Origin of the sequence: Streptomyces scopuliridis RB72 (genome assembly GCF_000718095.1) — a bacterium.
Taxonomy (GTDB): Bacteria; Actinomycetota; Actinomycetes; order Streptomycetales; family Streptomycetaceae; genus Streptomyces; species Streptomyces scopuliridis.
Window position 1 is genome coordinate 256,859 of sequence record NZ_JOEI01000001.1, and the last position, 12,146, is coordinate 269,004.

General features: G+C 70.5%; 12 protein-coding genes and 1 pseudogene. 3 read left to right on the forward strand and 10 right to left on the reverse strand.

Translation table 11 applies throughout. The features are described 5' to 3' along the window. Window positions 1-28: 28 nt before the first annotated feature. The 10 genes and pseudogenes from IF11_RS0101045 to IF11_RS0101090 form a co-directional block, all read right to left on the reverse strand. The gene (locus IF11_RS0101045) at window positions 29-2,434 is read right to left on the reverse strand and encodes an ATP-binding cassette domain-containing protein (RefSeq protein WP_030349433.1); all 2,406 of its coding nucleotides are present in this window, start codon (window positions 2,432-2,434) and stop codon (window positions 29-31) included. 462 nt (window positions 2,435-2,896) lie between these two features. Then, window positions 2,897-3,253: a VOC family protein gene (locus tag IF11_RS0101050; RefSeq protein ID WP_030349434.1), complete on the reverse strand. Its 357-nt coding sequence runs from the start codon at window positions 3,251-3,253 to the stop codon at window positions 2,897-2,899. 484 nt (window positions 3,254-3,737) lie between these two features. Then, the gene (locus tag IF11_RS0101055; RefSeq protein WP_030349435.1) at window positions 3,738-4,403 is read right to left on the reverse strand and encodes an SDR family NAD(P)-dependent oxidoreductase; all 666 of its coding nucleotides are present in this window, start codon (window positions 4,401-4,403) and stop codon (window positions 3,738-3,740) included. Between the two features lie 115 nt (window positions 4,404-4,518). Continuing rightward, window positions 4,519-4,954: pseudogene (locus IF11_RS43070) on the reverse strand (SDR family oxidoreductase); the annotation flags it as partial. 108 nt (window positions 4,955-5,062) lie between these two features. Next, window positions 5,063-5,467, reverse strand: a complete 405-nt coding sequence (locus IF11_RS0101065; RefSeq protein ID WP_030349437.1) for a (R)-mandelonitrile lyase — start codon at window positions 5,465-5,467, stop codon at window positions 5,063-5,065. A gap of 65 nt (window positions 5,468-5,532) precedes the next feature. Further along, window positions 5,533-5,865, reverse strand: coding sequence for a carboxymuconolactone decarboxylase family protein (locus IF11_RS0101070; RefSeq protein WP_030349438.1), 333 nt, complete (start codon window positions 5,863-5,865; stop codon window positions 5,533-5,535). Window positions 5,866-5,960: 95 nt separating this feature from the next. Next, entirely contained in the window at window positions 5,961-6,110 is a 150-nt protein-coding gene (locus IF11_RS40625) for a hypothetical protein (RefSeq protein ID WP_157848393.1), read from the reverse strand. Window positions 6,111-6,525: 415 nt separating this feature from the next. Then, on the reverse strand, window positions 6,526-7,014 hold the full coding sequence (locus IF11_RS0101080) for a hypothetical protein (protein WP_240627667.1): 489 nt from the start codon (window positions 7,012-7,014) through the stop codon (window positions 6,526-6,528). A 400-nt stretch (window positions 7,015-7,414) separates the two neighbouring features. Beyond that, complete coding sequence (locus tag IF11_RS0101085; protein WP_051745273.1) at window positions 7,415-8,092, reverse strand: HAD-IA family hydrolase; 678 nt, start codon at window positions 8,090-8,092, stop codon at window positions 7,415-7,417. Further along, entirely contained in the window at window positions 8,089-10,161 is a 2,073-nt protein-coding gene (locus tag IF11_RS0101090; RefSeq protein WP_030349441.1) for a transketolase family protein, read from the reverse strand. Before IF11_RS0101090 ends, IF11_RS0101085 begins: the two co-directional genes overlap by 4 nt. A 262-nt stretch (window positions 10,162-10,423) precedes the next feature. On the opposite strand from IF11_RS0101090, the gene IF11_RS0101095 reads away from it, so the two are divergent. The 3 genes from IF11_RS0101095 to IF11_RS0101105 are packed head-to-tail and all read left to right on the forward strand — an operon-like array spanning window position 10,424 to window position 11,927. Next, complete coding sequence (locus IF11_RS0101095) at window positions 10,424-11,152, forward strand: GntR family transcriptional regulator (protein WP_051745275.1); 729 nt, start codon at window positions 10,424-10,426, stop codon at window positions 11,150-11,152. Window positions 11,153-11,193: 41 nt separating this feature from the next. Beyond that, on the forward strand, window positions 11,194-11,649 hold the full coding sequence (locus IF11_RS0101100) for a PTS sugar transporter subunit IIA (RefSeq protein ID WP_051745277.1): 456 nt from the start codon (window positions 11,194-11,196) through the stop codon (window positions 11,647-11,649). Beyond that, on the forward strand, window positions 11,646-11,927 hold the full coding sequence (locus IF11_RS0101105) for a PTS sugar transporter subunit IIB (protein WP_030349444.1): 282 nt from the start codon (window positions 11,646-11,648) through the stop codon (window positions 11,925-11,927). Before IF11_RS0101100 ends, IF11_RS0101105 begins: the two co-directional genes overlap by 4 nt. The last annotated feature ends 219 nt before the right edge of the window (window positions 11,928-12,146 follow it).

A 12,146-nucleotide genomic window follows, 5' to 3' on the forward strand; every position in this document is an offset into this window, starting at 1 on the left:
CGCAGGCAGAGGGTGTGTTGGGCCTCTGTCAGGTGCCGACGTAGGCCGCGAGGTGTTCGCCGGTGAGGGTGGAGCGGGCGGCGACGAGGTCGGTGGGGGTGCCCTCGAAGACGATCCGGCCGCCGTCGTGGCCGGCGCCCGGGCCGAGATCGATGATCCAGTCGGCGTGCGCCATGACCGCCTGGTGGTGCTCGACGACGATGACCGACTTTCCGGAATCGACGAGCCGGTCGAGCAGGCCGAGTAGTTGCTCGACGTCGGCGAGGTGCAGGCCGGTGGTCGGCTCGTCGAGGACGTAGACGCCGCCCTTCTCGGCCATGTGGGTGGCCAGCTTGAGCCGCTGACGCTCGCCGCCGGACAGTGTGGTGAGCGGCTGGCCGATGGTGAGATAGCCGAGGCCGACGTCGGCGAGCCGGGCCAGGATCCTGTGGGCCGCCGGGGTCTTCGCCTCGCCCTCGCCGAAGAACTTCTCGGCCTCGGTCACCGACATCGCGAGCACCTCGCTGATGTCGCGGCCACCGAGGTGGTAGTCGAGCACCGCTGCCTGGAACCGCTTCCCCTCGCACTCCTCGCAGGTGGTGGCGACGCCGGCCATCATCGCCAGGTCGGTGTAGAGGACCCCGGCGCCGTTGCAACTGGGGCAGGCGCCCTCGGAGTTGGCGCTGAACAGCGCCGGCTTCACGCCGTTGGTCTTCGCGAACGCCTTGCGGATCGGGTCGAGCAGTCCGGTGTATGTCGCCGGGTTGCTCCGTCGCGAGCCGCGTATCGCGCCCTGGTCGATCGACACCACACCCTCGCCGGCGGCCCCCGACCGCTGACCCAGCGACCCGTGCACGAGAGAGCTCTTGCCGGAGCCGGCGACGCCGGTGACGACGACGAGCACCCCGAGCGGGATGTCGACATCGACGTCCCGCAGGTTGTGGGAGTCGGCGCCGCGGATCTCCAGCGCCCCGGTGGGCGTCCGCACCTTCTCCTTGAGGGAGGCCCGGTCGTCGAAATGGCGGCCGGTGACGGTGCCGCCGGCCCGCAGCCCCTCGACGGTGCCCTCGAAGCAGACGGTGCCGCCCGCCGTACCGGCGCCGGGGCCGAGGTCGACGACATGGTCGGCGATCGCGATCGTCTCCGGCTTGTGCTCCACGACGAGCACCGTGTTGCCCTTGTCCCGCAGCCGCAGCAGCAGGCCGTTCATCCGCTGGATGTCATGGGGGTGCAGGCCCGTGGTGGGCTCGTCGAAGACGTAGGTGGTGTCGGTGAGCGAGGAGCCGAGGTGGCGGATCATCTTGACGCGCTGCGCCTCGCCGCCCGACAGCGTGCCCGACGGCCGGTCGAGCGAGAGATAGCCGAGACCGATCTCCACGAACGAGTCGAGGGTCTGCCGCAATGTGGCGAGCAGCGGCGCCACCGACGGCTCGTCGAGGCCGCGAACCCATGCGGCCAGGTCACTGATCTGCATCGCGCAGGCGTCGGCGATATTGATCCCGCCGATCCGCGACGACCTGGCCCCCTCGCTGAGCCGGGTGCCGTCGCACTCGGGGCAGGTGGTGAACGTCGTCGCCCGCTCCACGAACGCGCGGATGTGCGGCTGCAGCGCGTCGATGTCCTTGGACAGCATCGACTTCTGGATCTTCGGTATCAGGCCCTCGTACGTCAGGTTGATGCCGTCGACCTTGATCTTGGTCGGCTCCTTGTGGAGGAGATCGTGCAGTTCCTTCTTGGTGAACTTGCGGATCGGCTTGTCCGGGTCGAAGAAGCCGGAGCCGCCGAAGATGCGGCCGTACCAGCCGTCCATGCTGTAGCCGGGGATCGTGAGCGCGCCCTCGTTGAGGGACTTGCTGTCGTCGTAGAGCTGGGTGAGGTCGATGTCGGAGACCGTGCCCCGGCCTTCGCAGCGCGGACACATGCCGCCGGTGACCGAGAAGGTCTTCTTCACGGCCTTGCTGCCGGCGCCGCGGTCGACCGTGATCGCACCGCTCGCCCGGACCGAGGGCACGTTGAAGGCGAACGCTTTCGGTGAGCCGATGTGCGGCTTGCCGAGCCGGCTGAAGAGGATGCGCAGCATCGCGTTGGCGTCGGTGGCGGTGCCCACCGTGGAGCGGGCGTCGGCACCCATCCGCTGCTGGTCGACGATGATCGCAGTCGTCAGCCCGTCGAGTACATCGACCTCGGGCCGCGCCAGCGTCGGCATGAAGCCCTGCACGAAGGCGCTGTACGTCTCGTTGATCAGCCGCTGCGACTCCGCGGCGATCGTGCCGAACACCAGCGAGCTCTTGCCCGAGCCGGAGACACCGGTGAACACCGTCAGCCGGCGCTTCGGGATCTCGATGCTGACGTCCTTGAGGTTGTTCACGCGCGCGCCGTGCACGCGGATCAGGTCATGGCTGTCGGCAACGTGCAGCGCGGGCGACTGCGTGTCCGTCCTCGTGGCCGTGCTCATCGTGTCTCCATCTGTATCTGTGAGGCGGGGCCGCCTTCTTCGCGGTCTCCGTCGACGTCGCCTGGTTCGATCTGACCAGCTTCGAGCAGTACGTCTGGTTTTCCTTCGTCGGCGCGGTCGCGGCGACGGTGGCTGTCTGCCTGACCGGCGGTGTCGGCCGGGTGGCGCGGGAACCGAGGCGTCCACGCCGCTTCGGCCCGTGGAGCCTCTGCACCTCGGCCACGCGGCACGCCCGGCCGAGGCGTCAGACTAACAAGCGGCCGTCGCGCATCGGACAGGGCCGAGCGGTCGGGTATTTCGATCAACCCGCGCCAGGTCCGCAGGCGGCGCGGGAAGATGCGGAACCAGCGGTACGGGATGGTCGCGCACGCGGGCCGACGCCGAACAGCGGCACCGGATGCGGCGTGCCGTCCGCCGCTGTGCGCGGGAGTGGGGAGCGGGGGCGGGGAGCGGGGGCGGCGCTCACCGGTCCTGAAGCAGCCCGAGGACGTTGCCGTCGGGGTCGGTGACGGTGGCCACCAGGCGGCCGCCGCCGACGTCGTGCGCGGGCTCCTTCACGGTGGCCCCCGCGGCGGTCACCTCGGCCAGCTTCGCCTCGATGTCCTGCACGTGCCAGTAGGCCACCGGCGAGGTCATGCCCTGCGGTCCGCCGCCCGGCACCAGTCCGATGTGCTGGCCCCCGGCCTCGAAGCCGACGTAGTAGGGCGCGTCGGCCTGCGGCGATACGCCGAGCAGGGCGGCGTACACCTTCTTGGCCGCCGCCAGGTCGGAGACGGGATGCAGCACGGTCTTGATTCCCTGGGTGGAAGAGCTGGTCATGGTCACTCCTGAAGTCGTGGATATGTCGGGATTGTCTGGCTTGGGGGTGAACGGGGCAGTCCGGAAAGCGACAGCCCGATCGCTGCGGATGGCGATTGCGCCGTTGGTCGTTCGTCTTGACCGGGGCCGGCCCGCAGGCGAAGGACGACCATCGGGACCGCCTCCGGGCGGTCGCATCACACGGCGAGGGATGCGTCCGGGGCGTCGTGCGGGAGGGAGCCCGTGTGAGTGGTGATGTCCATGGCGGTCACGCTAGTGCGGCTCGGTGACCGGCGCTTCTCGATTCCTGATCGGTCTGGTCACCCGGCCCGGCCCGGCTCGTGATCAGCCCGCACACGACGACCGCCGTTCCGGCTGAGCACATGCGCTGCTGCGACGCCGGTCGTCTTTGCCGCCGACGCCCGCCGACGCCCGCCGCCGCGCCGTCCGGTACGGCGCGGGGTGCGTCGTGACGGGCTTCAGGCAGCGGGCGGCGGGCGGTGTGTCACGCGTCGAGAGGTTCGGCGAAGTGCCGGAAGCCGGTGCGCTCGCGATGGATGTCCCACAGGAGGCCGGCGAGGGTGTCGGGGTCCTTGCGGGCATCGCCCGGGGTGATGGCGCCGGGGATGATCAGCTGGGCGACGTGGATGTTGTCCGGGGCGAGCTGGTCATGGAGCAGGCGGGCATAGGCGCTTTCGGCGGCGAAGGCGATCGAGGTGCCGGCGCGTTGGGTGTGGGGCTGGACGGCGGAGCCGCCGTTGACGAAGAGCAGGGTGCCCCGGCCCAGTTCGCGCATGCCCGGCAGCACGTTGCGCACCGCGGTGACGGGCCCGCCGACCGAGAACGCGAGGGGGCCTTGCAGGTCTGCGGCGGAGGTGTCGAGGACGGGCTTCATGAAGTCCTTGTGCGGGACGGGGCTGTACTGCACGACCTCGATCGGGCCGAGGGTGCTGGTCGCGGCGTCCAGCGCGGCGTTCAGGGCGTCCGGGGCAAGGACGTCCGCGGCGAAGCCGCGCGCGGTGATGCCGTCCTCGCCCAGCTGCGCGGCGAGCGCGTCCAAGTGCTGCTGGGAGCGGGAGATCAGGGCGATGTCGAAGCCGTGGCGGCCGAAGCGGCGGGCGACGGCGGCGCCGAGTCCGGGGCCGGCTCCGATGAGGGCGAACGTGGTCACGAGGTACTCCTTGGGACGTAGGCGCCGGCGGCGGCGTACTTGGTGCGGTAGGCGTCGTTGACGCGGTCGTTGAGAGCACGGTCGGTGATTTCGGTGAACGTGACATCCTGCTCGACAGCACCGCCGCGGCGATCTCCTCCGCCCGGCCCGGGCGCCCGATCGGCTGGGAGGCTTCGGCCTCCGCCCGGTCGAGTTCCCCCTTGGTGATCATGTCGGCGACCATCGGCGTATCGATGGTGCCCGAGCACACCGCGTTGATGCGTACCCCGCGCGGTGCGTACTCCAGCGCGGGGTCGAAGACCTTGCCGGGGTCGATGCGGCCGGACAAGACGCGGTCGATGCGGTCCGGGAGGAACTGCCGCACCGGGGCGGGCCCGCCCCGCGGGCCGACGTGGGGGGAGAGACGAAGAGAACAGTTCCTCGCCGTCGAAGGCGGCACCGTGCGGCACGCCGACGAAGCCGACATTGCCACCGGGGCGGGTGGAACGCAGCGCCCGGTGCATCGACTCGTTCGTACCGACGCACTCCGGAACACGGTCCTCGCCGATCCCACGACGACTTCCTTCCACTGGTGCTCGGGTGCTCGGGTGCTCGGGTACTGGGGGCTGGGATGACCGGGTCGCAGGCCGAGGGCCGGTGGTGCCGGCGGCCGAGGTGGGTCAGGCGTTGCGGGTGCTCCGGCGGGCGCCGCCGTACTCGGCGTCGGTGACATGGTCGAGCCAGTCGACGTCGTCGCTCTCCCACAGGGCGATATGGGTCATGAAGTGGTCGGGGGCGGCGCCGTGCCAGTGCTCCTCTCCGGCCGGGGTCCAGATCACGTCGCCCGGGTGGGCTTCGAGGAGTTCGCCGCCTCGGGACTGGATCAGGGCGATGCCCTCGACGATGTAGAGGGTCTGGCCCAGGCCGTGGGAGTGCCAGGCGGTGCGGGCTCCCGGGGCGAAGTGGACCGCGTTCGCGCGGGCCCGGGCGGGCTCCTCGCCGCGGTAGATCACATCGGCCCACGCGTCCCCGGTGAACCACTGCGAGGGCAGCTTCATGGTCGGTTGCTTCTTCAAAAGCTCCATGATTCTCTTCTCCTTCCGTGGCGTCCGCGTGCGGGCGCCCAGTCCAGCGGGGGTGCTCCAGGAGGTCAGGAGCCTGAGCTCTCGGCCTCGTCGAGGATGTTCTTCAGCCGGGTGACACCGCTCATCGCGTTGGGCCAGCCGGCGTAGAACGCCAGATGGGTCAGCGCCTCGGCCAGCTCCTCCTTGGTCAACCCGTTCTCCAGTGCGGTCTTGAGGTGGTAGCCGAGCTGCTCCGTGCGGTACAGGGCGGCCAGCGCGGTGACGGTGATCAGGCTGCGGTCGCGCGGGGACAGCTCCGATCGCTCCCACACGTCACCGAACAGCACCTGGTCGGTGACCTCGACCAGCTTCGGCGCGACGGTAGCCAGCTCCTGGGGGGCGGACTGCTTCTTGGCCATGACGTTGCTCCTTGCTCTGAGGGGCCGCTTCCACAGCCCGGTTCTCCTTCGCGGACCCCGGTGCGGTCGCCGCGTCCAGGGAAGGCGAAGGCCGATCAGGCCGCGGGGGCGACGGTGGCGGCGGAAGCGGTGGCGCGTAGATGGTGGCCGAGGAACCGGCGTCCGCCTCGGTGCCGGCGATGGCTCTCGGCGAGGCGCTGGGCGTACAGGCCGGCGGTCTGCTCCGTCACCCCGCCCCACGTCATCGAGCCTCGCATCCATACGGGCGCTCGCAAAGGGGAGAGTTTCCTCCCGGGAGAGAAACATCCTGGGATAAAACTCTCCCCCCATACCGGGGTGCGGCCGGTGCGGGACTGTCCGCCATGACTCGCCACGCATCCCTGAACGAGCTGGGCGAGTTCCTCAAGCAGTGCCGCTGCGCATGGAGACGGCGAAGGCCCTGGTCCACAGTGGCTAGGTGCCGCCGTGAATCACGGACTTGGCGCGCGGGCCCCGCCTCGGGCGATCTCGTATCCGTGTCAAGCGGACGCCAGTCCGACCAGGCACCGCTGTGATCGGCCCGGGTGCGGACCTGCGCGTGGCCAACGAGACGGAGTGGACAGCACCGGATCGGCCCGGTGCCTGTGCGGTGTGCCCCACCGGCGCGCCCCGGGCCCGACATCATCGGCTCTCGCCCTGGTCCGCGGCGGCGGGCAGCGCGCCGGTGCAGGTGGCGCGGCCATACTCGCCCTGGGCGGTGGCGCGTTGGACGTGTTTGCCACGGATGGCGAGCGTGCAGCCGGCCTCGCCGCCCTTGGCGTCGAGGACGATGTTGATGGCCGGGTCCTTACCGAGGGGCACCTGGACCGTTTTCGTCCACGGCAGAGTGACGCCGGTCTCGACCGTCGCGTCGCCCGACTCGCTGCCGGCCAGGTAGGAGAGCTCGACCGTGCCCTCGCCCCGCACCTCGTACGTCACCTCGGCGGTGGGGACGGCGCGCGGCTTCGGCTCGTCCTCGGTGTTGAGGACGCCGTAGCCGATGAGCCCGCCGCAGACGAGCAGCAGGACCGCTGCGATGGCGAGCGCTCCGCGATCCGCCTTCCCGGCAGTTGTCCGAGTCTCGGTGTCCTCGGGACCTTCGGTCGATTCCGTCGTGTCTGTTGGTGGCATGAGCCCGGCTTTCGTTCGGTACGCATTCCGGAAGTGAACGCGTTCGGTGAGAACCGGGTGGTTATACACCGTCAGATTTGGTCCGGTCGAACGATCGGACATTGTGGGTGAATCGCCATGCCAAAACGGAGTCAGACGTGAGCTTCCCGGGGTGCGCCCCGGGCCTCGATCGCTTCACCACGCGGCGGACATGTGCAGGTTGAGCCCGCCGCCGCGCAGGCGCGGAGCGGGACGACGGGATGCGCCCAGGAACTCACGGACGAGACTGGGCTGGTCCCCACGGGCGCCGGCGGAACCACCCGGACAGAACCCAGGGCCTCTCGTTACGAAAGACCCTGGGTCCTGTCCAGGTGTTCCGGCCCAGGCGAAGACCGTCCGGATCGGGCCTCGTAGGGCCTCGTCAGGAATCGAGCAGCTGCCGGAGGTCGTGAATCACGCCGTGCGTGGCATGGCCGAGAGCGGCTGGCGGTGTCGGGCCGCCCACGTAGCCGACGACGGGCATCCCCGCCGCGAGGGCCGCGTCGACACCGGCGGGGCTGTCCTCGATGACGAGGCAGCGGTCCGGCGGGGTGCCCAAGGCACGGGCCGCGTGCAGGAAGAGGTCCGGGGCGGGCTTGCCGTGCGCGACGTCGTCGGCGCTGAAGACCCGCCCGGCGAACCGGTCCCACAGGCCGGTGACCGTCAGCGAGTGCTCGATGCGCTCGTGGCCGCCGCTGGAGGCGACGCAGTACGGCAGGAGCCGCCCGTCGAGCGCGTCCAGCAGTTCGCCCACGCCGGGCATGGTGAACGGCCGGGCGGTGAACGCGTCACGGAGCCGGGTCCGGTAGGTGTCGAGCCAGTCCGGGCCGACGGGGACATCGGCGTGGGCGCGGATCTCCGCGTACAGGTACGACTCCGGGCGGCCGAGAAACCGTTCCCGCACCTCGTCGGGGGTGAGCGGCCAGCCGGCTTCGGTGGCCAGCTCCGCGACGACGGCGGGGCCGATGCGCTCCGTGTCGACGAGCACCCCGTCACAGTCGAAGACGACGAGACCGACCCCGGTCAGTCCGGTGAGGGCGCCGCCCGGGGCGGTGTTCAGCGGGACCCCGCCACGTCGAGGGACTCCAGGGCGGCCGTCACGACGGCTTCCTCGGTCATGCCCATCGCGGTCATCGCGTCGGAGGCGGAGGCCGAGGTGCCGAACCCGTCGATGGTCACGGCGCGTCCGGCGTCGCCGAGCAGGTCGTGCCAGCCGAAGACGGAGGCCGCCTCGACCACGACGCGGGCCCGGACGGCCGGCGGAAGCACCGCGTCCCGGTACGCGGCGTCCTGCTCGGCGAACCAGTCCTTGCAGGGTACGGAGACGACCCGGGCGGTGACTCCACGCCCGGCGAGAGCCTTCCGCGCGCCCAGTGCGAGCGACACCTCGCTGCCGCTGGCCAGCAGCAGCACATCGGCGGCGCCATCGGTGTCATCGGCACCGGCGACCACATACGCACCACGGGCCACACCTTCGCGCACGGCGTCGGCGGGCGTCGGCAGCACGGGCAGCGCCTGGCGGGCCAGTACGAGGCCGACCGGTCCCGGGCGCCCGAGAGCGGTGAGCCAGGCGGCGGCGGTCTCGGCGGCGTCGGCCGGGCGCACGACCGACAGACCCGGCATGGCGCGGAGCGAGGCGAGGTGCTCGACCGGCTGGTGGGTGGGGCCGTCGGCGCCCAGCGCCACGGAGTCGTGCGTCCAGACATGCACGACGGGCAGCCGCATGAGGGAGGCGAGCCGCAACGACGGCCGCTCGTAGTCGCTGAACACCAGGAAGGTGCCGGCGAAGGGAGTGTCGTAACCGACGATGGCGATGCCGTTCAGCGCGGCGGCCATCGCGTGCTCGCGCACACCCCAGTGAATGTTGCGACCGCTCAGCCCGCGCCTGCCGGACCCGTGCGCGTCGTCCTCGTCGGCGGGGAGGAAGGAGCCGCCGGAGCCGATGGTCGTACGGTTGCTGTCACCCAGGTCGGCGGAGCCTCCCCACAGACGCGGCAGCCGCTCGGCCAGTGCCTGGATGACCTGGCCGGACGCGTCGCGGGGTGCCACGGCGGCGCCGGGCTCGAAGACCGGCAGCGCGTCGGCGGCCTCGGCCGGGTCGAGCGGGCGGATCGCGCGGTCGCGGGCGGCGGCGAGTCCGGGGTGGGCCTGCTTCCATTCGGCCAGCGCCTTGTCCCAGGCGCGGTGCAGTTCCGCACCACGTCCCAGGGCGGCCCTGGTGTACTCCAGAACGTCCGCCGGCACGGTGAACGGCTCGTCGGCGACGTCCAACAGCGCCTTCGTGGCCGCGACTTCGGCCGCCCCGAGAGGAGCGCCGTGCGAGGCCGGGGTGTTGGTGGCGTTCGGCGCGGGCCAGGCTATCCGCGACTTCAGTACGATCAGGCTGGGCCGGCCGTCATGCGCGTGAGCGGTGGAGAGCGCGCCGTCGAGCGCGTCGGTGTCGATGTCGCCGTCCGCGCCGAGTCCCACGGTCTGTACGAACCAGCCCTGCGCGGCGAACCGGGCGGCGGTGTCCTCACGGGTCGTCAGATCGGTGGAGCCCTCGATCTGGATGCTGTTGTCGTCCCAGACCACGACGAGGTTGTCCAGCCGGTGCCGCCCGGCCAGCGCCCCGGCCTCGTACGAGATGCCCTCCTGGAGGTCACCGTCGGAGCACAGCACCCACACCGTACGGGCGGGGACCTCGACGGGGGCTTCGGCGCGCGCCACGGCGGCGCCGCCGGTCAGCCGGCCCTCGTCCCGCTTGAGCGCCATGGCCATGCCGACGGCGGTGGCGACGCCCTGGCCGAGCGGTCCCGTCGTCGTCTCGACGCCCGTGGTGTGGCCCAGTTCGGGGTGCCCCGGTGTCAGGGAGCCGAGCTGCCGGAAGCGCCGCAGGTCCTCCAGGCCGAGGCCGTAACCGGTCAGGTAGAGCTGCGTGTACTGCAGGATGCTCGCGTGCCCGCAGGAGAGCACGAACCGGTCGCGGCCCTCCCAGCCGGCGTCCGCAGGGTCGTGCCGGATATGCCGCTGGAACAGCAGATGGGCGACGGGTGCCAGCGCCATCGCCGTACCGGGGTGGCCGGAGCCGGCCGTCTCGACGGCGTCCATCGCCAGGGCGCGGGCCACCGCGACGGCCCGTCGGTCCATCTCACCGAATACGGGGGCGGTGACGGGCGCGGTGGTCGTCCGCGTGGGTGTGGCGGTCACGGCAGCTCCTCATAGATCATGTCGTCATGATGACTTCGCTTAACGTAACCCATGGCTCAACCGGCCCTTGTGGCGGAAGACTGCGTGGTCCGGGCCGGATCAGGCGTCGGGAGTGTGACGCGGAAATTGCCTATTGACGTCCACTGGGCTTCTAGTCATCATGACGTCTTGACGACACACGGACTCGATGAGGAGACCACGGATGGCCGAGCACAAGTACGCACAGGTGCGCGACCATTTGCTGCTCCGGGTGAGCGGTCTTCCCGTCGGCGGGCGACTGCCACCGGAGGCGGCGCTCTGCGAGGAGTACGCGGTGAGCCGCATCACACTGCGTCGCGCGGTCGACGAGTTGGTCAATGACGGACACCTCATCCGTGAGCAGGGCCGCGGCACCTTCGTCACCCGGCCCCGCTACGCGCTGAAGCACCGCGAGCGGTTCGTCAGCGAGGTCACGGGCTTCTTCACCCAGATGAGCCGTCAAGGGCACACCGTCACCTCGGAGGTGCTCGCCCAGGAGCCGATGCGGGCGGGCGCGCGACTGGCGGCGGCCCTCGACATCAGCCCCGCCACGTCCGTCATCCGGCTGGAGCGGCTGCGTCGGGTGAACGGTGTGGTGCACCATCTCGCCGAGTCGTACGTGGAGGAGGAACGCTTCCCGGACGTGCGGACGGCGGACTTCTCCGCCACCTCCCTCTACGCGTACCTGCGGGCGCATCACGATGTGCTGCTCGCCAGGAACGAGATCGTCGTCGGGCTGCACGAGTGCGACGGGCGGGAGGCGGGATTGCTGGGCGTGGCGGTTGGTTCCCCGCTCCTGCTGGCGACCTCCAGGGTCTTCGACCTGAACCGGAAGCCCGTCATCCACGGGACGTCGAAGTTCCTGCCGGAGACCGCCGAACTGTCCTTCGACATCATCGCCGACGCCGAGTAGCCCCGGCCCCATCCCCATCCCGCAACGTACGGAGCGCGCACATGCTCAGCGAACTGCTGACCGAGGAGAAGATACGTTTCTCCAACGACAGCCTGACCTGGCGACAGGCCGTGACCCAGGTCGCGGAACCCCTTCTCGCCGCCGGTGACATCACCTCCGGCTACGTCGACGCGATGATCGACTCGATCGCCGCCGGCGGCACGTACATCGACCTCGGTTACGGGATCGCGCTCGCCCACGCCCGTCCCGAGAGCGGCGCCGTCCGTACCGCCATCTCCATGCTCCGGCTGGCGGAGCCCGCGCCGCTGCTCGACCAGCCGGAGCACTCCGTCGACCTGTACTTCTGTTTCGCGGCGGTCGACGCCGCCGCGCACACCGGAGCCATGTCGTCGCTCGCCCGGATCCTGTCGGACACGGAGACCCGCGACGCGTTGCGCGACGCGCGCTCCGCCGCCGATGTCACCAAGTTGATCACTCGTTTCGAGGAGACCCGATGAAGTTCCTGGCCATGTGCAGCACCGGACTCGGCAGCAGTTTCATGGTGCGTATGAACATCGAGGACATCGTCCGTGAGCTTCAGCTCCCGGATGTCACGGTGGAGCACAGCGACATCAGCTCGGCGGGACCGGAGAGCGCCGATGTGTTCTTCGTCGCCAAGGACCTGGAGGACGCCGCGGCCGGACTCGGCGATGTCGTGGTCCTGAACAGCATCATCGACAAGGACGAACTGCGCGACGCGGTGAAGTCGGCTGCCGCTCGCCACGGGCTTACCTGACCGCGGCCTCGCGTCCACCCCGGCTGTACCACTCCTGTAGCGCCGCACCACTCCTGTACCACCGCACCACCGCACCACCTGAACCACCCCGTACCACCCGTACCGGCTGTATCGCCCAAGCCCCGTCACTCACCAGGAACGTCCGAAGACGCCCACCCGCGGTCGAGTCCGGCAGCCCATCACCACAGCGACCACGGCCCTGTCGTGCCCGTAGACGTG